The following is a 22,027-nucleotide window of genomic DNA, read 5'->3' on the forward strand; positions in this document are numbered from 1 at the left end:
AGGAGCACACCATGCAACGCAGAATCACCCTCCACACGGCCCTGGCCGTGATCGCGGCCACCACGCTGGCCTGGGGCACCGGCGCCCAGGCGCAGCAGCCCGGCGCCGCGCCCAAGATCGCCGTGACCGACCTGGCCTACGCCCAGCGCGTGTCCGAATACTTCATGGCCGGCACCTACCAGCGCAGCAGCCAGATGAGCGCGCAGGGCAGCCAAGGGGGCAGCCACAGCCACGGCATGTACGGCGGCGGGGGCTCGTACTCCGGCCAGCAGTCCATGCAGGCCTCCGAGCAGGCCAGCGGCACCTATGTGGCGGGCCGCTACAGCTACATCGAACAGCGCGAGCTGGGTGGCTACACCAACGACATCAAAGGCGCCATCCTGCAGGGCACGTATTTCCGCCTGGTGCAGGGCAAGGGCTTTGACGCAGGCAAGCCCCAGCCCAGCAAGGCCGAGCAGGTGCTCAACCAGGTGCAAGGCGGCAAGATGGCCACGCCCCAGGCGCAGCCCCAGGTCAACGACGTGATCACCCGCATCAAGAAGGGTGAGTTCAACGGCGCCGACTACGTGCTGTTTGGCGTGGTGTCCAGCATCGAGTTCACCGACGCGCTCTCGCCCCTGCAGGGCACCACCAGCGCCACGCGCCAGTACGGCCTGCAACTTCTGGCGGACTTCTCGCTCATCAACACCAAGACCTACGAGATCAAGGCCGCGTTCTCCGCCCAGGGCGAAGGCAACGACACCAAGATCCTGTCGATCCGTGGCGACATCGCGCCCCCCAACCGGGCGAAGGTGATGCGTGAAACCTCGCTGTCGCTGGCGCAGGACGTGTACCAGCAGCTCGCGGTGCAACTGGGCTACACCGATGCCAACCTGGCGCGCGGCGTGCGCCCACCTGTGGTGTACCAGCAGGGCGGCCAGCCCATGCCTGTGCCGCAACCGCAGCAGCCTGAGCAGGTGCTGATCCTCAAGTAAGCCGCCGTGCATGCCACCCACCGTGCGAGGTAGGCCATTGCAGACAACGCACCGCTCCCCGGCGACAGCTCCAGCTGCTGCCGTGTGGCGTCCCAAGGCCAGCTCTGTGCTGGCCTTTTTTGCGTCCGCCGCTGTGGCCTTGGTGCTGGGCGGTTGTGTGGTTGCGCGCCCGGTTGCGAATGGCGCGACCGATGCTGCATCAGCGTCACCACTGGGCGCGAACGAGCCAGCGCCTGTGGAGGGCGCAGGGTTTGCGCTGCGGAGCCTGCCCGGAGTCGGCGACTCCGTGCTCCAGGCCCTGCAGCGCGAGGAACGTGCGGCGCCGCTGCGCTACCGCGTGATCGTCGTCCCCGGCTCGGGCTGCGCAGGCATGGGGCCGATCGCGGACCGCTACTTTGCGGGCCTGCTGCACGCCCAGGTGCTGGTGCTGCACAAGCCTGGGGTGGACCCTCAGGCGCGTACAGCCCCCGCCGATTGCCCGCACCTTTTTGTGTGGCGGGACAGGCATTCCACCTGGCTTGCACACGCGCGTGTGGCCTTGCGCGCCGACGCGGCCTTGCGCCAGGGGCAACCCGTGGTGCCGCAGCTGCTCGTGGGCATCTCGGAGGGGGCAGAGCTGTTGCCGGAGCTCGCCGCTGAAGTGCCGCACCTGGCGGGCCTGGTGCTCATCGGCGCCAGCGGCCTGGACCCGCAAGAGTCCGGCGCGCTGCAGGCACACCGCCTGGGCGCGGAGGCCGACTGGACCGCGCTGTCGCGGATCGTGGCGGGCGCGCCACCCGACACCGTGGTGGTGCAGGGGCGCAGCCTCGGCTACTGGCGCGACTTGTGGAACTGGCCGTTGACCTTGCCACTGCTGCGAGGCCCCTGGCCCCTGTTGCAGGTGTGGGGCGCCGACGATGCGCTGGTGCCCGCCGTTGCCTACACGCGTTTTGCGGAATTGGCGGCCTTGCGCACCGCGCCCTACTGTGCACAACGCATCGAGGGTGCTGACCACGGTCTGCAGCGTGCCGCCGCACGGGTGGACGGCGTGCAGCAAGTGTGGGCCTGGACCGAACAATGGGCTCGTCAACCAGCCGCCGGACTGTGTGCGCCGCTGCGACTGCTGCGAGAGCAGCAGGTTCCTAGCGCGGCCGATACATCCTGAACAGCTGCTCCGGCCCCACAGTGAAATAGTCCGCCGGCCCGCCGCCGCGCAGGATGTGCCCCGCGTTCGCGGTGTCGTACACGCCGTCCTTCAGCAGCGCCTGATCGATGTGCACGGCCACCACTTCGCCCAGCACCAGCCAGGTGTCCACCTGGGCACCGTCCACGCCGTGCAGCTGCAGGATCTGCGTGCTGCGGCATTCAAAGGTGACCGGGCTTTCGGCCACGCGCGGCGGGCTTACGCGGGTGGAGGGCAGGGGGGTGAGGCCCGTCAGGGCGAACTCGCTCACATCGGGCGGTACGGCGGCGCAGCTCTGGTTCATCACTTCGGCCAGGTCGCGCGTGGCCAGGTTCCACACGAATTCGCCCGTGGCCTCTACGTTGCGTACCGTGTCCTTGTAGCCAATGCTGGCAAATCCCACGATGGGTGGCACGTAGTTGAAGGCGTTGAAAAAGCTGTAGGGCGCCAGGTTGGTCGCGCCTGTGGCGCTCTGGGTCGAGATCCAGCCGATGGGGCGTGGCCCGACGATGGCGTTGAACGGGTCGTGCGGCAGGCCATGGCCCAGGCGGGGTTCGTAGCTGTGGAAGGTGCGTGGGGGCTGTGGAGTGGTCATGGGGCTCGGCATCGTAGGGCGAACAAGCCCTTACCTTAGCGGCAGACGCGGCGCGCTGCAGTCATCAGGATATCTGCATGCTCACTATTTGATAGCTGCTCAGGCATATTGTTCTAGCGCTCAGGGGCGATTGGAGCACTGGAGCTTTAATCCGTAGCTCAGCGGCGCTGGTCAGGGGCGGCGCAGATGCCGGGGGTTGCGCGTGGCGGCGCGGCACAGACCATGCGCAGCCGGGCAGAGAACGTGCCCTGGCCGATGCCGGAGCTCGACGCTTCCAGCCACGGCACTTGCTGGCGCACGCGCTCCAGCGCCGCGCGGGCCTCTGCCTCGCTGCCACGCCCCTCCAGCTCGACCAGCTTGCCGTCATGCAGGGCCAGCCGCGTCAGCGTCACGTCGTTGCCCAGCACCGGGCGCAGTGCGTCTTCCACCTGCTGTGCTGTGTAGGCGCTGCCCGGCGCTGCAAGGCATACGCTGCGGTCCCCCGGCGCCGCGCACAGAAAGGTGACGAGCACGCGGTAGGCCACCTGATCGGCCTCGCGGCGGACCCAGGCCACCTGCGGGTTGCGGACTTCACCCGAGCGCTGCAGCGCCTGCACCCACTGGCGCACGGTCGCGTCATCGGGGGCGCGGCCTTCCAGCGCAGCGCCGTCCTTCCACAGGTCGATCTTGCCCAGGGTCACGCCGCTGGGCAGCAGCGGTTGCAGCACATCGCTGACCCGCTGGCGCGGTGAGACGGGCTCACCGCTTGCAGCCTGCGCGCCCGGGGGCGGTGGAGAGCCAGGGTCCGGCGCTGGCAGCGCCGGCCGGGGGCCCGCTGGGCCCATCACGTCCAGTTGCAGGGCGCGGGTTTCATCGCGCAGGGCGCTGGTCAGGGGCATGGGGTTCACGCGGCCCGCAGGCACTTTCAGCGCGCTGACGGGGCCATCGATCCAGATCGGGTACTCCAGTGCGATCTGGCCCGGCGCGCTTGCCGGCTGGTAGTAGCCGGCATCTGTGTCTGCGCCAATGCGAATGGAGAACCGTGCCCGGGTGGTAGTGGTTGACACGCGCGCGTGGCGCGCATCCATGTCGTGGAACAGCAGCGCTGTGCTGCTTTGCGCGCTGGCCAGTTGCAGCCACTGGACCTGGCCCGTGCCGCCCGCCACGACCGATGCGTTCGAGCTCACGCTCAGCAGGCCCAGCCGCACCCCATGGAACCACAGCTTCACACCATGGCTGGGGTTCAGGCTGATTCGCAACGCCGGCAGGTCCACCCGGTCGAACAGCATTTTCAGGTTGTCCCCGCGCAGCAGCAGTTCGTGGGCGGTGGCCAGCTGCAGCGTAAAGCACACGGAGGCGTTGTCAGCGCCCACGCGCGGGACGGCTGACGCGCCTTGTGCAGCGCTGATCTTCACGTCGTACAGCCTGGGCCGGTTGCCGCCCAGGCGGTCCGCGCCGTAGGTGGTGTCGTCCACCTGGAACGCTGCCCCCCGCCCGAGGAACAGCCGGTTCTCCGCACCCGACACCACGCGCACCGTGCAGTCGTTGGCGATGATGTGCACATGCCGCAAGTTTCCCAGCCGCCCCGTGTTCGGGTCCCAAGGGCGCTCACGGGCGTCGCGCAGCAGGTTGGCGCGTTCCATCAGCGTGTCGGGTGTGACGTCCAGCGGCGCGGCGTGTGCCAGAAGCGGCGCCGTGCACAGCAGGGCCAGAAGGAGGGGGCGCAGGGGTTTCATGCCAGGTGCATGGTATCCGCTTCGTGCGTGGTGCCGGACCCCTGTTGCGGAAACATCGGGCGCTTTAGTTTGGCGTCGGCAGCGCCTCCGTCGCGCGGCAGAATGTGCTGGGAATTTCATTTCCTTGCAGACGATCCGCAGGGTGAAGCGACACAACCTGTCGCAGCCTTTGCCTACATTGCCTCACACCCCACCCACACGCCACTTTGCATGAACACCCGCGTCGCCCGTCCTACCCATGCCAAAGGAGAAAAGCTGGCGCAACGTTTGTCACACATCCTGGCGCAGCTGCATCAGGGTGAGGTTGTCGAAAAGCATTGGCTGGCGCGGGATTTTCAGGTAAATGTGCGAACCATTGAACGTGACCTGGGCGAACGCCTGTACGGTATCGCCGAGCGCACGGCCGAAGGACGGTGGCAACTGACCCGTGCGGCCCGCGCCACGATGCCCGTGCGCCATCTGAGCACCTATGCCCGGTTGGTGGGCACAGAGCATCTGTTCCCGGACAACAGCCTGCGCTATCTCCTGGAGCAACTGGAAACGTCGCCGCCAGCTGGGCATTCTTTGCGGGTGCAGCCCATGCCCAGCGAAGACCTGAACGGGCAGGGCCCGCAGTTTTCCCAGTTGCAAAGGGCCATTGATCAGCAGCACGAATGCCGTTTTACCTACAAGGCCAAACCTCGTCACGTCCAGCCCTATCGACTGATTCACAACAATGGTGTGTGGTACTTGGCTGCTGTGGAAGGGCGGCAGCTCAAGAGTTTCAGCGTGGCGCTGATTCATTCACTGCAACCGGAAGAAGCCCGTCATTTCATCCCCGACCCGCAGCACCACGATTACATCAATCGCAAGGACGATGTGTGGTTCACGTCTGACACCACGGAGGTACTGCTGCGCGTTGATGCCGAGGTAGCGCATTTCTTTGTGCGACGCGCCATCCTGCCGGAGCAGCAGCACAGGCAGGATGCGGATGGGTCATTACTCGTCACGGCTCACGTTAGCCACCTGAATCAGTTATTGCCCGTGGTGCGCTATTGGCTTCCGCATGTGCGCATCGTTCAGCCGTTGGCCTGGCATCAGGCGCTTGTCCACGGCTTAGAGTAAGCGCTGACGCAATGGGCGTCGGGTTCGCAACGCGCGCGGGAACCGCCCCCCGTTGATTAGCGGTCTGTTGCCGCGTTCAGCCGATAGCATGCCGTCCCTCGTGATGCCCAACAACTTTTCAACCGAAGAACACCATGCGTGCGCTGTCGAAATCCAAGCTGATTGCTTTCAGGCAATGCTCCAAGCGCCTCTGGCTGGAAGTCCACCAACCCGAGGCGCGGCAAGACTCAGCCGCTACGCAAGCTGTTTTTCAGACGGGCCATGCAGTAGGGGCCCTGGCGCAGCAAATCTATGACCCGGCGGGTGACGGCGCGACGATCAATTTGCAGGCAGCGGGCGTGGCTGCTGCGGTGGAACAGACCCGTGAGCTTTTGCTGATGCGCAAGCCGCTGTTTGAAGCCGGTATGTCTGCGGCGGGGGGACTCGCATTCGCCGATGTGATGCTGCCAGTCATGGATGGAGCAACACCTGCCTGGAAGATGGTGGAAGTGAAGTCGTCGACCGCTGTCAAAACCTACCAGGAAGACGACGCCGCCATTCAAAGCTACATCGCCCGGGCGGCTGGTGTTGAGGTGCGCAGCGTTTGCATTGCACATATCGACGCTGCGTGGATTTACCCGGGTGGTGGCGACTACAGGGGTTTGCTCATCGAGAAAGATGTCACGGAAGGCGCCTACGCACGCAGCATGGAGGTCGCGGAGTGGATTGGCCGTGCGCAACGAGTGGCCGCTCAGGCAGTGCCGCCCGATGTGCAGATGGGGGCACAGTGCGAAACCCCTTTCCCATGCGGGTTTCAGAAGCACTGCCAAAAGAATCAGCACCCGGCGGAGTTTCCTGTTGCGTGGCTGCCGCGCACTTCGTCCAAAGCGCTCAAGGATTTTCTCGGTCAAACCGGTGCACAAGACATGCGGGAGATACCCGAAGCGCTGCTCACCCCTGTGCAACGCCGTGTGCGGGATGCCACCGTTTCGGGACGGGCGTACTTTGATGCTGAAGGCGCCAGGCAGGATCTTCTCCCGTATCCCTTGCCTGCGTACTTCCTGGATTTCGAAACCATTCAGTTTGGGGTGCCCCGGTGGGCAGGTACGCGGCCATTCCAGATGTTGCCTTTTCAGTTCAGCCTGCACCAGATGGATGCGCAGGGACAACTGAGCCATGAGGCCTTTGTCGATATCTCCGGCGACGAGCCATCGGAAGCGTTTGCTGCGCAATTGGTCCGCGCCTGTGCGCTGCCGCTTCCCGTTTTCGTCTATCACGCAGGATTTGAAGGGAACCGTCTGAAGGAACTCGCTCAGTGCTTTCCCGCCTTGGCGCCTGAACTGGAGGCGATTCGCGGCAGGTTGGTGGACTTGCTGCCAATTGCACGGGCTCGGTATTACGACCCGCGCCAGCACGGGAGCTGGAGCATCAAGAAAGTGTTGCCCGCCATAGCGCCCCACCTGGGATATGACGCGCTGACGGGTGTGCAGGACGGAGGCATGGCAATGGCTGCGTACCTTGAAGCCATCGCACCGGCCACATCACCACAGCGCAAGGCGCTGATTCGCGATGAACTCTTGGCGTATTGCGCGCTGGACACGTTGGCGATGGTGGAGATCTGGAAAAAATTTTCGCAAAGTTACTCAATACCTCAACCCACAGGCAGTACCCAAGGAGAAAAAGCCATGTTGACCCAATCCCCTGCGCATTTCGAATCTTCAAGCGAAGTTCCGTTTTTCGCGGCCCTGATGCAGCACCTTATGCAAGGCACCATGATTCCCAAGGTGCAGGTCGAGCGCTCCATCGGACCCATCATTGGCTTTTTCCTGGAGAAGGCTTTGAAAGCCCGGCTGGGGGCGGATCTTGTGATGCTGAGTCCGGAGTTTCCAATCCGTAAGAGCCGACTGGCAGAGCAGGGCAACAACCAGTCCACCAACATTGACTGGCTGATGCTCAACCTCGATGCACCCGAATTGCTTATGGTGGAGCTGAAAACCACGGATACGACTTTCAGCGAAGACCAAGCCCAGATTTACCAAGAGTTGCAGGCAGCGATCGAGAGCACGGGATCTGCTGCATTTCTGTTGGATGAGTTACTCGCTATCAAAGACGCTTCGCAAGAGCCTGGCAAGTACGGGTTTGTGCTCGAATTGTTGAAGACGGCATGTCAGGTCAGAAGCGAGACTGAACTGAGAGAGCATCTTGACAGCTGTAAGCGAGCACGAGTGATCTATCTGGCGCCTAAGCTGAGTAAGCCCAAAAATTGGCGATCAGCTGATCAAGGGTGGGAATGGATCTCGTTTGAAAATTTACCGGTAGTCCTTGATGAGCATGAATTCGCCGATCAGTGGCCGACTCTGCGCGAACACTTGGTGTCCTTGGATGAAGCTACGCGTAGCAAACGCAACCGCAATGAGGAGCTTGTTGTGGGAGGCAAGAACTATCGCGAACTGATCAAATTCAGTCCTTTGCTCAAGCGCGCTCGAAGCGAAGGAGCGGCCATGGTCGTCAGTCTGCAGAATTGGCGCACGGTACTTCCCACCATGACGCTTCAGCAGTTGGAGGCGAAAACGTTCAAATACGACTTGGCAGATGGAGGCAAGGGTAAAAAGGACCCCAAAAACTGGATCACTGGAGATCAGTTCTTGGCCCAAATTGCCAAGCTGCAACCTTGTTGAGCTGCTCCGATCTGTTGACCGCAACAAGTGATCGAATGACAACGCACCTACAAATTCCGAAAGAAGCATTGATTGTTGGCCGCTGGTACGCGGGGCGTGGGCGCAACGCAAATATCGGAATGTGGAACGGCGAGGATTTTCTTGTCCTCGCAGAAGTGGGTCAGAAGGTGGGCCCAGGTCCTCGTGAGTGGGTGAAAAACTGGAGCGTGAAAAAGGAACCCTATTTTCAACCTGATGGCGGGTGTTTCCAGCCGTTCAAGATGCTGGATATGGGTACCGTCAGCGTGCCTCAGGGGGAGGGCGGATACGCTTTGGAGATGTCGTTTGACGGCTTGCCTGAGAGGGGCTTGTAGGGTACGAAGGCGTTGCCTGGTTGTCCCTACGGGGGTAGTCCGCAAGACCGTACAGGTCACTGGCTTCGTTAAGCAACAGGCCTGCCACTCGCAGATCCATTGAAGTCCTGCTGCCCCAGAAACCGCCCCGGCGGCTGCCCCACCGACTTGCGCACCATGGCGCTGAAGGCGCTCGCGCTGTAGCCCAGCTCGGCGGCGATCTGGCCCATGGGCATGCGGCCGGCGGCCAGCGACACGGCCTTGGCCAGGATCACCTGCTGGCGCCATTGGGTGAAGGTGCTGCCCAGTTCGGAGCGGAACAGGCGTGCCACGGTGCGGGGGCTGGCGCCCGTGTCCTGCGCCCAGTCGGCCAGGGTGTCGTGGCGCGTGGGGTCGGCCAGCACGGCCTCGCACAGGTGGCGCAGGCGCTTGTCCTGCGGCAGGTCCACGCCCAGCTTCACGGCGGCGGCACGGGCCAGTTCGTCGCGCACCAGGGCGCTCAGGTGCTGCTCGCGTCGCAGGTCGGCGGGGCTGATCGCGGCGCCGCCGTCGGGCGTGGTGGGCATCTCGCGCACCAGGGCGCGCAGCAGGTCGGACACCTCCAGCACGCGGCACTGGCGCCATGCGTCTTCCTGGTCGCGCGGCACGCCGGGGCCGCAGCGCCCCCGGGGCTGGTGAAAATACAGCGTGCGCAGGTCGGCGTCTTCCACCATGGTCACGGCATGTTCCACACCGGGCGGAATCCACAGCGCGCGCGAGGGCGGCACGATGTAGGTGCCGTGGTTCACCGTGAGCCGGATCACGCCCGTGGTGGAGATCGCCACCTGCGCCCAGGGGTGGCTGTGGGGCATCACCTGCGTGTCGGCGGCCAGCCAGCGCAGCTTGGCGCGCACCGGGCGGGCGGCGGTGGGCACAAACAGCTCGGGCGTGAGCGAGTCCACGTACGACATCCCGCGCGGCTTGCCGGCCTGGGCGCGAGGCACGACCTCGGCGGCGAGGTGTTCCACCACCGGTTCGGTAGGGGTGGGGTACCTGGTGGGTGGGTTTGGCATGTTTGCGATAGAAATTGGCCGTCTATCGTAAACCTGCCGAGGGCATGCTGCCTAAGATCCAACCCATGACTGCTTCCACCTCCGGCGCTACCGCTACCGCCACCACTGCCAACCCCGTCCCCCTGCGGCAGGACGCCCGCACCATCGGCCTGATCGGTCTGGCCCACGGCAGCTCGCACTTCTTTCACATGCTGCTGCCGCCGCTGTTTCCGTGGCTGATCGGGGAGTTCGGCTTCAGCTATTCCGAGCTGGGCCTGCTGGTGTCGGTGTTCTTCGTGATCTCGGGCGTGGGCCAGGCGCTGTCGGGTTTCCTGGTGGACCGTGTAGGCGCGCGGCCGGTGATGTTTTTTGCGCTGTCGAGCTTTGCCGCAGCGGGGCTGGCGGCGGGCACGGCGCAGGGCTACACGGGCCTGCTGCTCGCGGCGGCTTTGGCCGGGCTGGGCAATGCGCCGTTCCACCCGGTGGACTTCACCATTTTGAACAAGCGCGTGTCGCCCCAGCGCCTGGGGCATGGCTTCTCGGTGCACGGTATCAGCGGCAACCTGGGCTGGGCGACGGCGCCGGTGTTCATGGCGGGCATTGCCACAGCCACGGGCTCGTGGCGCACGGCCTGCCTGTGCGGCGCGCTGCTGGCCCTCACGGTGCTGGCCATCATGGTGTGGAACCGCGATGCCATTGACGACCGCCAGGGTGCCTGGGCCCACCAAGCCAAGGGCGGCGCGGCGGCGGCGAAGCCCGAGCACCCCATGGCCTTCCTCAGGCTGCCTTCGGTGTGGCTGTGTTTCTCGTTCTTCTTCTGGAGCACCTGCGCACTCAGCGCCATCCAGAGCTTTGCCAGCCCGGCGCTGCAGTCCATGTATGGCCTTCCGTTGAGCGTGACGGCCATGGTGGTCACGGGCTACATGCTGTGTGGCGCGGCGGGCATGCTGGTGGGCGGCTTTCTTGTGGGGCGTGTGCAGCGGCTGGAGAAGATCATCTCCGTGTGCCTGCTGGGCTCGGCCGCGCTGCTGGTGGTGGTGGCCTCGGGGCTGCTGCCCGGCATGGCAGCGCTGGTGGTGGCCTCGGTGGCAGGGCTGGGCACAGGCCTGGCCGGCCCCTCGCGCGACATGCTGATCAAGCGCGCCGCGCCCCCCGGCGCCACGGGCCGCGTGTACGGCACGGTGTATTCGGGGCTGGACCTGGGCTTTTGCCTGGCGGCGCCGGTGTTTGGCGCCATGCTGGACCACGGCATGACGGCGGGCATCTTCTACGGCTCGGCCGTGACGCTGGGCCTGAGCGTGGTGTCGGCGGCGCTCGTGGGGGTGGGCGTGGCAGCGCGGGCGGCACGGCCCGTGCCTGCAGCGGCCTGAAGGGTCCACGGGGCGGGGGCTCTGTACGGCGCCCAGCACGCCGCGCGGGCCTGTGTTGCAATCGCGGTCGGTGGCGCCGGGGCCCTGTTTGGCAGGGTTCGCAACAGCGCCCTTTGTTTTCAACGCACTTCCAGGACACCGCCCATGACGAACCCCATGTACAACGCTAGCATCCCCGTCTTTCGCCAGATGCTGGGCTCGCTCCAGGACATCCTGGCCAAGACCGAGGCCCATGCCACGGCCCGCAAGATCGAGCCGGACGCATTGCTGCAGGCCCGCTTGTTCCCCGACATGTTTCCCATGGCCCGCCAGGTGCTGATCGCCTGCGACTTTGCCAAGGGCGTGGCCGCGCGCCTGGCCGGTGTGGAGGTGCCTTCGCTGCCCGACGCCGAGCGCCCCGGTTTTGCCGACCTGAACGAGCGCATCAGCACCGTGCTGGCGTTCATCGACAGCCTTCCGCAAGCCGCGTTTGCCGAGGCCGCCACGCGCCAGATCACCATCCAGCCCGGCACGCCGCGCGAGAAGCAGTTTGTGGGCGAACACTACCTGCTGCACTACGGCCTGCCCCAGTTCTTCTTCCACGTGAACGCAACCTACGCCATCGCACGCCACAACGGCGTGGAGCTGGGCAAGCGCGACTACATGGGCAAGTTCTGACCCTGGGCCCTGTCCCGGGGCGCCAAGGTGCCCCGGGTGCTGCCGTGTGGGGCCAGGCACGCAGATGTGGGCAAAAATGGCCCGTAGCGCTAGTGAAACATGCCTGAGGTGCTATCAAACTTGTAGTTTTAGACACGGCGCCCGGCGCGGACAAAAAAGACAACGGAGACCCGACCCATGCCCACCCCCTACGTCACACCACGCACCCTGCCAGCCCTGGCGCTGGCCGGCGTAACCTGCCTGCTTTCGGCCTGCGCGCCGGTGCCTGTACAACCACCAGCCTCGGCGCCGGTGAGTGCCGCTGCTGAGGCTGCGCCCACGGCCACCCCGTGCCCCAAGGACCTGGCGCCCATCGCCCGCTGCCTGTCGGGCAAGGATTCGGCCGGTGCGTATTACCTGGTGGCGGTGCCGCAGCAGTGGAACGGCCACCTGGTGCTGCACGCCCACGGCGGCCCGGCCCTGGGCGCGCCGAAGATGGAGCGGTCGGTGGAAGACCTGGAGCGCTGGGCCATCATGGTTCGCGCGGGGTATGCGTGGGCGGGCAGCACCTTCCGCCAGGGCGGCGTCGAGGTGCGTGCCGCCGCCGAGGACACCGAGCGGCTGCGCCAGATCTTCGTGCGCCATGTGGCCCAGCCGCAGCGCACCATCCTGCACGGCCAGTCCTGGGGCGCCAGCGTGGCGGCCAAGGGGGCCGAGATGTTCCAGACCACGGCCGATGGCAAGCGCCCGTATGACGCCGTGTTGCTCACCAGCGGCGTGCTGGCGGGCGGCACCCGCTCGTACGACTTCCGCACCGACCTGCGCGTGGTCTACCAGTACCTGTGCAACAACCACCCCCGGCCCACCGAGGCGCAGTACCCGCTGAACATCGGCCTGCCTGCCGATGCGGCGATGACGCAGGCGGACCTGGCCGCGCGCGTGAACGAATGCCTGGCGCTGAACAAGCCGGTGGCCGAGCGCACGCCCGAGCAGCAGCGCAAGGTCCAAACCATCGTGGACGTGATCCGCATCCCGGCCAGCTCCATCCAGGGCCACATGAACTGGGCCACCTTCCACTTCCGCGACGTGGTGCAGCATCGCACGGGCGGCGCCAGCCCGTTTGGCAACCGGGGCGTGTTGTACCGGGGCTCGCCCGACGATGCCGCGCTGAACGCCGCCGTGCTGCGCTACCGGGCCGACCCTGCTGCCGTGGCCCGCTTTGCGCAGGACACGGACCTGACCGGCCGCATCCCCGTGCCGGTGCTCACCGTCAAGGGCGTGGACGACCCCACGGCCTTTGTCGAACTGGACGCGGCCTTTCAGGCCACCATGGCGCAAGGCGGCAGCGCGGAGCGCCTGGTGCAGACCTTCACCCAGCACAACACCCACAGCTACCTGAGCGACCCCACCTACCCCACGCTGATGACCGCGCTGCTGCGCTGGGTGGACGAGGGCGCCAAGCCCACGCCCGAGGGCATTGCCCAGCAGTGCCCGGCCAACGAGGCGCGTTTTGGCAAGGGCTGCGCCTTTGTGCCGGCCTATGTGCCCAAGCCCTTGAGCAGCCGCGTGGCAGACCGCGACCGGCCCTGAGAACGTGGCTCTGGGGGCTGCGCGGCAGACGGAGCATCGACTGCGGCGCACGGCCCTCGGTGGTCGCGCTAACTCCCAGGTCCCGAAATAAAAAAGGCCCCGCACTGCGGGGCCTTTGCGTTGGAGCGGCTGAGAAGGATCAGGCCACCGAAGCCAGCGCCTTGTTCAGCGTCTCGCTGGGGCGCATCACGGCGTCCAGCTTGGCCACGTCGGGCAGGTAGTAGCCACCGATGTCGGTGGGCTTGCCCTGCACGGCGTTCAGCTCTTCCACGATCTTCTTTTCGTTCTCGGTCAGCTGCTTGGCCAGGGGCGCGAACTTGGCGGCCAGTTCGGCATCCTCGGTCTGCGTGGCCAGCTCTTGCGCCCAGTACATGGCCAGGTAGAACTGGCTGCCGCGGTTGTCCAGCTGGCCCGTCTTGGGCGAAGGGTTCTTGTTGTTGTCCAGCAGCTTGCCCGTGGCGGCATCCAGCGTCTTGGCCAGCAGCTTGGCGCGGGGGTTGTTGTTCTTGAGGCCCAGGTCTTCCAGCGACACGGCCAGCGCCAGGAACTCACCCAGCGAATCCCAGCGCAGGTGGTTTTCTTCCACCAGCTGCTGCACGTGCTTCGGAGCCGAGCCGCCCGCACCGGTTTCGTACATGCCGCCGCCAGCCATCAGCGGCACGATGGACAGCATCTTGGCCGAGGTGCCCAGTTCCATGATGGGGAACAGGTCGGTGAGGTAATCGCGCAGGATGTTGCCGGTGGCGCTGATGGTATCGAGGCCGCGTATCACGCGTTCCAGCGTGTAGCGCATCGCACGCACCTGGCTCATGATCTGGATGTCCAGGCCGGTGGTGTTGTGCTCGTGCAGGTACATCTTGACCTTGGTGATCAGCTGCGCCTCGTGCGGACGGTACGAGTCGAGCCAGAACACCACGGGCATGCCGGAGTTGCGGGCGCGGTTGACGGCCAGCTTCACCCAGTCGCGGATCGCGGCGTCCTTGACCTGGCACATGCGCCAGATGTCGCCTTGCTCCACGTTCTGGCTCAGCAGCACTTCGCCGGTGGCGAGATCAGTGATGTTGGCCACGCCGTCTTCAGGGATCTCGAAGGTCTTGTCGTGGCTGCCGTATTCCTCGGCCTGCTGGGCCATCAGGCCCACGTTGGGCACGGTGCCCATGGTGCGGGGGTCGAACGCGCCGTGCCACTTGCAGAAGTTGATGATCTCCTGGTAGATGCGGGCGAAGGTCGATTCGGGCATCACGGCCTTCACGTCCTTCAGGCGGCCGTTGGCGTCCCACATCTTGCCGCCGTTGCGGATCATCGCGGGCATGGAAGCGTCCACGATGATGTCGTTGGGCGAGTGGAAGTTGGTGATGCCCTTGGCCGAGTCGACCATGGCCAGCTCGGGGCGGTGCTCGTGGCAAGCGTGCAGGTCGCGCTTGATCTCGTCGCGCTGGCTTTGCGGCAGGGTTTCGATCTTGGTGTACAGGTCCACCATGCCGTTGTTCACGTTCACGCCCAGCTCTTCAAAAGTCTTGGCGTGTTTGGCGAACGCGTCCTTGTAGAAGATGCGCACGCAGTGGCCGAACACGATGGGGTGGGACACCTTCATCATCGTGGCCTTCACGTGCAGCGAGAACATCACGCCGGTCTTGCGTGCGTCTTCGATTTCCTTCTCGTAGAACTCCAGCAGCGCCTTCTTGCTCATGAACATGCTGTCGATCACTTCGCGGTCCAGCAGGCTGACCTTGGGCTTCAAGACGATGGCCTTGCCGCTCTTGGTGATCAGCTCCATCTTCACGTCACGCGCCTTGTCCAGCGTCATGGACTTTTCGCCGTGGTAGAAGTCGCCAGCGTGCATGTGCGACACGTGAGAACGCGATGCCTGGCTCCACTCGGCCATGCTGTGCGGGTTCTTGCGGGCGTATTCCTTCACGGCCTTGGGGGCGCGGCGGTCGGAGTTGCCTTCGCGCAGCACAGGGTTCACGGCCGAGCCGGTGCACTTGCTGTAGCGGGCCTTGATTTCTTTCTCTTTGTCGTCCTTGGGCTGGTCGGGGTAGTCAGGCAGCGCGTAGCCCTTGGACTGCAGCTCGGCGATGGCGGCCTTGAGCTGCGCGACGGACGCGGAGATGTTGGGCAGCTTGATGATGTTGGCATCGGGCTGCAGCGTCTTCTTGCCCAGCTCGGCCAGGTTGTTGGGCACGCGCTGTTCTTCGGTCAGGTAGTCGGGGAACTCACCCAGGATACGTGCCGCCACCGAGATGTCGCTCTCCAGCACGTTGATGCCTGCCGGCGCCGCAAACGTGCGGATGATGGGCAGGAAGGAAGCCGTGGCCAGACGGGGTGCCTCGTCGGTCAGGGTGTAAATGATGGAAGGTTGCTGGGTCGTCATGGCTTGTCTCACGAAACAGAGTAGGTAGATGCCCCCGGCTGCGTCGCAGCGGGGCCAAACGCGGATGCTCTCTGATTCTCCTTGCTCGGGGCTGTCACAGCCCGCTGTTTTTGCAATCGAATCTCACAATGCAAAATTATCATAAGCCCAGGGCACTTTTTTTCACCAAATAGGTGGTAATCACCCTGCGGCCTTCTGCAGTTTGACCCCGTTGGCGCTCGCGCGCCACCCCTGGCAGACCCTATGAACTCCCCCCGGGAACCGCCACCACGCGGCCAGGCAGGACGGCAAACTGCGTCCAGTGCGCGGGCAGGGTGTCGGGCGCCGTGCCGGTGAAAGCCCCGAAGGCGGGCAGGATCAACTGCCCGTCGCCCCAGCCAAAGCAAGGCGCCCGCAGCGCATCGCGCGCCGGGCCGCGCAGCCGCAGCGTGGGGTGCAGATGACCTGCGAGCACCGTGTGGCCTGCCACAGCCTGAGGGTGGTGGCAGGCCAGCACGGGCGCATCGTTCGAAGGCAACCAGGGCTCATTGACCAGCGCCATTGCCAGCGCGGCCGGCGGGTCGCCCGCATGCAGGTCATGGTTGCCGCGCACCAGGGTCATCGCCACACGGGCATGGCGCTGGCGCCAGGGCAGCACCTGCTGCCACAGCGCATCGGCCGCGCCGCTGCGCGCGTGCAGGAAGTCACCCAGAAACACCAGGTGATCGGCGCCGGTGGCAGCGAGCACCGCGTCCAGCCGCTCCAGGTTGTCCGCCGTGGTGCCATGCGGCACCGGCTGGCCCGCGCGGCGGAAGGTGGCCGCCTTGCCGAAATGCACATCCGCCACCAGCACCATGCGCGCGGCGGGCCACCACAGCGCGCGCTGGGGCAGCAGTTGCAGTGCGGTGCCGCAGGGCAGGTTGATGGCGTGCGCACCGATGGGGGGCGTAGGGACTGCCGGCGTGCCGAGGGCTGCGGTGTGAAGGGGGAGCGTGGTCATCGTGCTCAGAATCCGTGGCGTCTGCGGGTGCGGCGGGGGGTGTCCCCGCCCGCTGCAGGGCGCGCGCGTTGTGTGCGGGCGCCGGAGCTATCGGGCAGGTCCCACGCCATATCTGTGGACTGCACCGCGTGCTGCGCCAGGTGGTTACCCGTGGTCGCGTCGGCCGCCTGCTCCAGCGCCTGCACCATGCGCGCCAGACGGTCGGCCAGGGTCTCGGTGCTCAGGCGTTCGCGAAAGCGTTCCACCATCAGCGGCAGGGCAAACGGGGTGGGGCGTTCCAGCGTGTGGATGGACAGGGTCTGCGCCTGCATGCAGCGCAGTGTGTGCGCCAGGCGCTCCATGTCCAGCTCGTTCGCCAGCAGCTCGGCGCGGGCCTGGGCCAGCAGCAGGTTGTCGGGGTCGTACTGCGCAAACACGTCGTAGTACAGCGACGACGAGGCCTGCAGCTGGCGGCTGCTGCGCTGCTCGCCCGGGTGGCTCTGAAAGATCAGGCCCGCGATGCGCGCGATCTCGCGAAAGCGCCTGCGCGCCATCTCGGTGGCGTTCAGGCTGGCCAGCACTTCGTCTTCGAGCCCGCGACCGATGGTGGTGTGTGTGCCTTCGCCAATCAGCCGCGGCAGCAGCGTGGCCCAGTCCACCGGCTTGGCCGACAGCAGCTCCAGCCCATAGTCGTTGACCGCGATGGAGAAGGTGTTGGGCACCTGCTGCGATGCGCGCCAGCCCAGCAGCCCGGCCAGGCCCAGGTGCACCAGGCGCCCCGCCAGCGGGTACAGGTACAGGTGCCAGCCCTCGCGCGTGTGCAGGGTTTCGGCCACCAGGCGGCCCGGGGTGGGCAGGGCCGACCAGGCCTGCTGCAGCTCCAGCAATGGCCGGGCGCAGCGCATCTCGGGCGTGGCGAACTGGCCGCGCTCCGCCTGCGCCAGCTGTTCCAGCATCGCATCGGCCAGCGTGTTCGACAGCGGCATGCGTCCTCCGCTCCAGCGCGGTAGCGCAGCGCTGCCCCTGGGGGCGATGCGCACATAGGCCGTCATCTGCTGGGTGCGCACCAGCTCCAGCAGCCGGCCTGCAAACATGAACACATCGCCCTTGCGCAACCGGGCGATGAAGCTCTCTTCCACCGACCCCAGGCGCCCGCCGCTCACAAACTGCACCTGCATGCTGGCATCGCTCACGATGGTGCCGATGTTGCTGCGGTGGCGGCGCGCCAGGCGCGCATCGGGCACGCGCCACACACCTTCGTCGTCGGGCACCACGCGGTGAAAGTCCGGGTAGGTGGCCAGCGATGCGCCGCCCTGGCGCACGAACTGCAGCGCCCACTGCCAGTCGTTGTCGGCCAATGCAGCGTAGGCCGGTGCGCGGCGCACCTCGGCTAGCAGCGCATCGGGCACAAAGCCGCCGCCCAGCGCCACGGTGACCAGGTGCTGCACCAGCACATCGAGCGGCGCACGCGGCGTTTGCCGGTCTTCAATGCGGCCCTGAGCCAGCGCGTGGCGTGCGGCGGCGGCTTCCACCAGCTCCAGGCTGTGCGTGGGCACCAGCGTGATGCTGGAGCTGCGCCCCGGCGCATGGCCCGAGCGGCCCGCACGCTGCACCAGCCGCGCCACGCCCTTGGCCGAACCGATCTGCAGCACCTGCTCCACCGGCAAAAAGTCAACGCCCAGGTCCAGGCTCGATGTGCACACCACGGCCTTGAGCTGCCCGGCCTTCAGGCCTCGCTCCACCCAGTCGCGCACCTCATGCCCCAGCGACCCATGGTGCAGTGCGATGGTGCCCGCCCAGTCGGGCCGCGCCTCCAGCAGCGCCTGGTACCAGCGCTCCGCCTGAGAACGGGTGTTGCTGAACACCAAGGTGGACGCTGCCGCTTCGATCGACTGCACCACCTGCGGCAACAGGCTCAGCCCCATGTGGCCCGCCCAGGCAAAGCGGTCGGCCCGCGCGGGCAGCATCACCTGCACCTCCAGCCGCTTGTCGATGCGACCCTGCACCAGCACGGCAGGCGGTGGCTGTGGCGCACCCGCCGCGCTGGGCACGGGCTGCGGCAGCAAGGTGTGCAGGGCCTCGTCCAGGTTGCCCAGCGTGGCCGACATGCCCCACACCTGCAGCGCCGGGTTCCAGCCCGACAGGCGCGCCAGCGCCAGCTGCACCTGCACGCCGCGTTTGTTGCCCACCAGCTCGTGCCACTCATCCACCACCACCAGGCGCACGCTGGCCAAGCGCTCGCGCGCATCGGCGCGGGCCAGCAGCAGCGACACGCTTTCGGGTGTGGTCACCAGCAGCGTGGGCAGACGGCGGTCTTGCGCAGCGCGCTCGCCGCTGGCCGTGTCGCCGGTGCGCAGGCCGCTGGTCCAGGTGGGGGCCAGATCGGGCAGCGGTGCCTGCAGGGCGCGCAGCGAATCGGCAGCGAGTGCGCGCATGGGCGTGATCCACAGCACGGTGAGGGGTGGTGCCGCAGCGCGGCGCGTGCGCACGGCGGTGCGGGCGTTGGGGGCTTCTTCGGGCGCTGGTGCAGCATCGGCCCACGCCAAGTGCTGCAGCGCGCCCAGCCACACCGCATAGGTCTTGCCCGCGCCCGTGGTGGCGTGCAACAGGCCCGAGCGGCCCTCGCCCATCGCGCGCCACACGTCTTGCTGGAAGCCGAAGGGCTGCCACCCGCGCGCCGCCATCCAGGCGGCTGCGGCACTCGGTGCCACCGGGGGCAGGGGCTTGCGCGGGCGGCGTGTCGTGCTCATGCGGCTGCGTCCTGCCCCGGCAGCAATGCCATCAGCGTTTGCAAGGTATCGGCCTCGGCCACGGGTTTGTCTTGCCGCCAGCGCAGCATGCGCGGAAAGCGCACGGCAATGCCGCTCTTGTGGCGCGGGCTGCGCGCAATGCCTTCGAAGCCCAGCTCAAACACCAGCGTCGCGTCCACGCTGCGCACGGGCCCGAAGCTCTCGCGCGTGGTCTTGCGGATGATGGCGTCCACCTGCGCAATCTCGGCATCCGTCAAGCCCGAATAGGCCTTGGCAAAAGGCACCAGCTGCCGCTCCGGGTCGTCCTGCGGTCCGGTCCACACGGCAAAGGTGTAGTCGGTGTAGAGGCTTGCGCGGCGGCCATGCCCACGCTGGGCGTAGATGAGCACCGCATCCACGCTCATGGGGTCGATCTTCCACTTCCACCACACGCCCACATCCTTGGTGCGGCCCACACCGTACTGCGCGCTGCGGTGCTTGAGCATGAAACCCTCGGTGCCCATGCTGCGCGCGGCCTCGCGCTGGCGTGCCAGGTTGTGCCAGTCGGCGCCATGCAGCAAATCGCTCAGACGCAGGGCCTGGTGCGGTGCGGGTGCGATGGTGGTTTCATCAGGCTGTTGCAGCGTGGCCTCCAGCAGCGTGCGGCGGGCCTGCTGCGGCTCTTGGCGCAGGTCCTGCCCGGCGTGTTCGAGCAGGTCGTAGGCCACCAGCACCACGGGCAGCTCGCGCAGCAGCTTGGGGGTCAGCGTCTTGCGGCCCAGGCGTTTTTGCAGATCGGCAAAGGGGCGGGGCTGGGGCTCATCGGGCAGCCACACCAGGATCTCGCCATCGACCACCGAGCCATTGGGCATCTGCGCCATCGCAGCCTCGGCCAGTTCAGGGAAGCGGTCGGTCACCAGCTCCTCGCCGCGCGACCAGATCCACACCGCGCCCGCACGCCGCACGATCTGCGCGCGGATGCCGTCCCACTTCCATTCCACCAGCCAGTCGCTTGGCGTGCCCAGCAGTGCGGGCATGTCGGCCACGGGCTGGTTGAACGGGTGGGCCAGGAAGAACGGGTAGGGCTGGCCTGCATCGGCAGCATCCTGCGTACTGGCATCGTCGTCCACCGGCGCGATCAGCGCCTGGTAGTCGCTGGCCTGCGGCTGCCGGCCGATCTGTGTGTAGCCCATCAGCCGGTGGGCGATGCGCTTGGGGTCCAGCGCGCTCACCGTGGCCAGCGCCTGCGTCACCTGCAGGCGCGACACCCCCACGCGGAAGTTGCCGGTGATGAGCTTGAAGTACACAAAGCGCTGCTCAGGTGCCAGCCTGTCCCATTGCGTGCGCAGACGGGTATCGGCCTCATCGGGCGGCAGGGCGCGCAGGGGCAGCAGCTGGGCCATCCATTCGGCCAGTGTCAGTTCGGTGGACTGGGCGGGCGGGGGTAGCAGCAGGGCCAACGTTTCGGCCAGGTCGCCCACGGCTTGGTAGCTTTCTTCAAACAGCCACTCGGGCAGGCCAGCGGCCTCTTGAGCCAGCGCTTTCAGGCGCTTGGTGGGCACCATCTGGCGGGGTTTGCCGCCTGCGAGAAAGTACGTGGCCCAGGCTGCATCGGCGGGCGGTGCCACGCGCAGGTAAGCCACCAGTGCCGCGAGTTTGGCCGACTGCGCTGTGGTGGCGTCGAGCGCCTGGAACAGCTGGGCAAAGGCCTTCATGCAGCTGCCTCGGGTGTGGGTGCGCTGCCTGGCACCTCAGGCGCCGCCCCTGCGTCGTCCTCGTTGTCATCGGCGCCGTATTCGGTCGCGAACACTTGGGCATCCAGCCCTTGCTCGCACAGCCAGCGCACCATCACGGCCGTGCTTCCGTGCGTCACGATGACGCGCTCCGCGCCCGTGGCGCCAATGGCTTTTTGCAAGCTGGGCCAGTCGGCGTGGTCGCTCATCACAAAGCCCCGGTCCACCCCCCGGCGTCGGCGTGCGCCGCGCACCAGCATCCAGCCGCTGGCAAACGCGTCGGAGTGTTCTCCAAACCGCTTGAGCCAGGGTGTGCCCGCTGCCGAGGGCGGCGCCAGCACCAGCGCACGTTTCAGGTCGGCCTTGGTGAGGCCAGGGTCCGTCACGCGCAGCGTGGGCGGCAGGTCCACGCCCGCCGCGCGGTACACGGCGTTGAGCGGCTCCACCGCCCCATGCACCACGATGGGCCCGATGCTGGCGTCCACACCATGCAGCAGCCGCTGCGCCTTGCCGAAGGCGTAGGCGTACAGCACGCTGGCCTTTCCTGCCGCTGCATTGGCAGCCCACCAGGCATTGATGTCGGCGAACAGCGCGGGCTGCGACGGCCAGCGGTAGATGGGCAGACCGAAGGTGGATTCGGTGATGAAGGTGTGGCAGCGCACCGGCTCGAACGGCGGACAGGTGCCATCGTCTTCCAGCTTGTAGTCGCCCGAGGCCACCCACACCTGGCCGCCATGTTCGACGCGCACCTGGGCCGACCCCAGCACGTGCCCGGCCGGGTGCAGCGAAACGCGCACGCCATGGTGGTTGATGACCTCGCCGTAGGCCAGCGTCTGCAGCGCAATGTCTGCCCCCAGCCGGTTGCGCAGCGTGCCCGCGCTGTCGTGGTGCGCCAGGTAGTGCGCCGAGCCCATGCGTGCGTGGTCTGAATGGGCATGGGTGATCACGGCCCGCTCCACCGGCCGCCAGGGGTCGATGTAGAAGTCACCAGGCGGGCAGTACAGGCCTTCGGGGCGGTGGACGATCAAATCATTGCGGAGCATGCGTGTGGCATCGTAGGCGGCAAG

16 protein-coding genes are annotated in these 22,027 nt (G+C 66.5%); 8 read left to right on the forward strand and 8 right to left on the reverse strand.

Annotated elements, in window-relative coordinates; all coding sequences use genetic code 11:
• The first annotated feature begins 11 nt into the window (after nucleotides 1-11).
• Together C8C95_RS10035 and C8C95_RS10040 are read left to right on the forward strand one after the other, a co-directional pair.
• Nucleotides 12-974: a hypothetical protein gene (locus C8C95_RS10035; RefSeq protein ID WP_056056992.1), complete on the forward strand. Its 963-nt coding sequence runs from the start codon at nucleotides 12-14 to the stop codon at nucleotides 972-974.
• 82 nt (nucleotides 975-1,056) lie between these two features.
• Nucleotides 1,057-2,118: an alpha/beta hydrolase gene (locus C8C95_RS10040; protein WP_165836529.1), complete on the forward strand. Its 1,062-nt coding sequence runs from the start codon at nucleotides 1,057-1,059 to the stop codon at nucleotides 2,116-2,118.
• Here the strand turns inward: C8C95_RS10040 and C8C95_RS10045 are convergent.
• Nucleotides 2,096-2,731: a flavin reductase family protein gene (locus C8C95_RS10045; protein WP_116748488.1), complete on the reverse strand. Its 636-nt coding sequence runs from the start codon at nucleotides 2,729-2,731 to the stop codon at nucleotides 2,096-2,098. The genes C8C95_RS10040 and C8C95_RS10045 overlap by 23 nt on opposite strands.
• Before the next feature lie 158 nt (nucleotides 2,732-2,889).
• Nucleotides 2,890-4,446: a PilN domain-containing protein gene (locus C8C95_RS10050; protein ID WP_165836530.1), complete on the reverse strand. Its 1,557-nt coding sequence runs from the start codon at nucleotides 4,444-4,446 to the stop codon at nucleotides 2,890-2,892.
• A 210-nt stretch (nucleotides 4,447-4,656) separates the two neighbouring features.
• Here C8C95_RS10050 and C8C95_RS10055 point away from each other — a divergent pair, with 210 nt between their 5' ends.
• The 3 genes from C8C95_RS10055 to C8C95_RS10065 all read left to right on the forward strand — a co-directional run bounded on the left by C8C95_RS10055 (nucleotide 4,657) and on the right by C8C95_RS10065 (nucleotide 8,560).
• The gene (locus C8C95_RS10055; protein ID WP_165836531.1) at nucleotides 4,657-5,550 is read left to right on the forward strand and encodes a WYL domain-containing protein; all 894 of its coding nucleotides are present in this window, start codon (nucleotides 4,657-4,659) and stop codon (nucleotides 5,548-5,550) included.
• Between the two features lie 134 nt (nucleotides 5,551-5,684).
• Nucleotides 5,685-8,207, forward strand: coding sequence for a DUF2779 domain-containing protein (locus tag C8C95_RS10060; protein WP_116748491.1), 2,523 nt, complete (start codon nucleotides 5,685-5,687; stop codon nucleotides 8,205-8,207).
• Nucleotides 8,208-8,242: 35 nt separating this feature from the next.
• Complete coding sequence (locus C8C95_RS10065; protein ID WP_133246221.1) at nucleotides 8,243-8,560, forward strand: hypothetical protein; 318 nt, start codon at nucleotides 8,243-8,245, stop codon at nucleotides 8,558-8,560.
• A 68-nt stretch (nucleotides 8,561-8,628) separates the two neighbouring features.
• On the opposite strand, the gene C8C95_RS10070 is transcribed toward C8C95_RS10065, so the two are convergent.
• Nucleotides 8,629-9,591, reverse strand: coding sequence for a helix-turn-helix transcriptional regulator (locus C8C95_RS10070; RefSeq protein ID WP_116748493.1), 963 nt, complete (start codon nucleotides 9,589-9,591; stop codon nucleotides 8,629-8,631).
• A 65-nt stretch (nucleotides 9,592-9,656) separates the two neighbouring features.
• Between C8C95_RS10070 and C8C95_RS10075 the strand changes: the two genes are divergently transcribed.
• The 3 genes from C8C95_RS10075 to C8C95_RS10085 all read left to right on the forward strand — a co-directional run bounded on the left by C8C95_RS10075 (nucleotide 9,657) and on the right by C8C95_RS10085 (nucleotide 13,166).
• Nucleotides 9,657-10,940: an MFS transporter gene (locus C8C95_RS10075; protein ID WP_116750227.1), complete on the forward strand. Its 1,284-nt coding sequence runs from the start codon at nucleotides 9,657-9,659 to the stop codon at nucleotides 10,938-10,940.
• A 144-nt stretch (nucleotides 10,941-11,084) separates the two neighbouring features.
• Nucleotides 11,085-11,597 carry a DUF1993 domain-containing protein gene (locus C8C95_RS10080; RefSeq protein WP_116748494.1) on the forward strand — a complete coding sequence of 171 codons (513 nt, stop codon included), beginning with the start codon at nucleotides 11,085-11,087 and terminating at the stop codon, nucleotides 11,595-11,597.
• A 177-nt stretch (nucleotides 11,598-11,774) separates the two neighbouring features.
• A complete protein-coding gene (locus C8C95_RS10085; protein ID WP_116748495.1) occupies nucleotides 11,775-13,166 on the forward strand; it encodes a hypothetical protein in 1,392 nt (463 codons plus the stop codon).
• 139 nt (nucleotides 13,167-13,305) lie between these two features.
• Here C8C95_RS10085 and C8C95_RS10090 read toward each other — a convergent pair whose 3' ends face one another.
• The 5 genes from C8C95_RS10090 to C8C95_RS10110 form a co-directional block, all read right to left on the reverse strand.
• The gene (locus C8C95_RS10090) at nucleotides 13,306-15,540 is read right to left on the reverse strand and encodes an NADP-dependent isocitrate dehydrogenase (protein ID WP_116748496.1); all 2,235 of its coding nucleotides are present in this window, start codon (nucleotides 15,538-15,540) and stop codon (nucleotides 13,306-13,308) included.
• 241 nt (nucleotides 15,541-15,781) lie between these two features.
• Nucleotides 15,782-16,519, reverse strand: a complete 738-nt coding sequence (pdeM, locus tag C8C95_RS10095; RefSeq protein WP_116748497.1) for a ligase-associated DNA damage response endonuclease PdeM — start codon at nucleotides 16,517-16,519, stop codon at nucleotides 15,782-15,784.
• Between the two features lie 5 nt (nucleotides 16,520-16,524).
• Complete coding sequence (locus C8C95_RS10100; protein ID WP_116748498.1) at nucleotides 16,525-19,248, reverse strand: ligase-associated DNA damage response DEXH box helicase; 2,724 nt, start codon at nucleotides 19,246-19,248, stop codon at nucleotides 16,525-16,527.
• Entirely contained in the window at nucleotides 19,245-20,942 is a 1,698-nt protein-coding gene (locus tag C8C95_RS10105; RefSeq protein ID WP_116748499.1) for an ATP-dependent DNA ligase, read from the reverse strand. The genes C8C95_RS10100 and C8C95_RS10105 overlap by 4 nt, the downstream gene beginning before the upstream one ends.
• Nucleotides 20,939-22,003, reverse strand: a complete 1,065-nt coding sequence (locus C8C95_RS10110; protein WP_116748500.1) for a ligase-associated DNA damage response exonuclease — start codon at nucleotides 22,001-22,003, stop codon at nucleotides 20,939-20,941. Before C8C95_RS10110 ends, C8C95_RS10105 begins: the two co-directional genes overlap by 4 nt.
• Between the last annotated feature and the right edge of the window lie 24 nt (nucleotides 22,004-22,027).

Origin of the sequence: Acidovorax sp. 99 (assembly GCF_003096455.1) — a bacterium.
Lineage (GTDB): Bacteria > Pseudomonadota > Gammaproteobacteria > Burkholderiales > Burkholderiaceae_C > Acidovorax > Acidovorax delafieldii.

Coding starts and splice junctions, on each gene's coding strand:
- C8C95_RS10035 (WP_056056992.1), top strand. CDS start 12: ATGCAACGCAGAATCACCCTCCACACGGCCCTGGCCGTGATCGCGGCC.
- C8C95_RS10045 (WP_116748488.1), bottom strand. CDS start 2,731: ATGACCACTCCACAGCCCCCACGCACCTTCCACAGCTACGAACCCCGC.
- C8C95_RS10050 (WP_165836530.1), bottom strand. CDS start 4,446: ATGAAACCCCTGCGCCCCCTCCTTCTGGCCCTGCTGTGCACGGCGCCG.
- C8C95_RS10055 (WP_165836531.1), top strand. CDS start 4,657: ATGAACACCCGCGTCGCCCGTCCTACCCATGCCAAAGGAGAAAAGCTG.
- C8C95_RS10060 (WP_116748491.1), top strand. CDS start 5,685: ATGCGTGCGCTGTCGAAATCCAAGCTGATTGCTTTCAGGCAATGCTCC.
- C8C95_RS10065 (WP_133246221.1), top strand. CDS start 8,243: ATGACAACGCACCTACAAATTCCGAAAGAAGCATTGATTGTTGGCCGC.
- C8C95_RS10070 (WP_116748493.1), bottom strand. CDS start 9,591: ATGCCAAACCCACCCACCAGGTACCCCACCCCTACCGAACCGGTGGTG.
- C8C95_RS10075 (WP_116750227.1), top strand. CDS start 9,657: ATGACTGCTTCCACCTCCGGCGCTACCGCTACCGCCACCACTGCCAAC.
- C8C95_RS10080 (WP_116748494.1), top strand. CDS start 11,085: ATGACGAACCCCATGTACAACGCTAGCATCCCCGTCTTTCGCCAGATG.
- C8C95_RS10085 (WP_116748495.1), top strand. CDS start 11,775: ATGCCCACCCCCTACGTCACACCACGCACCCTGCCAGCCCTGGCGCTG.
- C8C95_RS10090 (WP_116748496.1), bottom strand. CDS start 15,540: ATGACGACCCAGCAACCTTCCATCATTTACACCCTGACCGACGAGGCA.
- pdeM (WP_116748497.1), bottom strand. CDS start 16,519: ATGACCACGCTCCCCCTTCACACCGCAGCCCTCGGCACGCCGGCAGTC.
- C8C95_RS10100 (WP_116748498.1), bottom strand. CDS start 19,248: ATGAGCACGACACGCCGCCCGCGCAAGCCCCTGCCCCCGGTGGCACCG.
- C8C95_RS10105 (WP_116748499.1), bottom strand. CDS start 20,942: ATGAAGGCCTTTGCCCAGCTGTTCCAGGCGCTCGACGCCACCACAGCG.
- C8C95_RS10110 (WP_116748500.1), bottom strand. CDS start 22,003: ATGCTCCGCAATGATTTGATCGTCCACCGCCCCGAAGGCCTGTACTGC.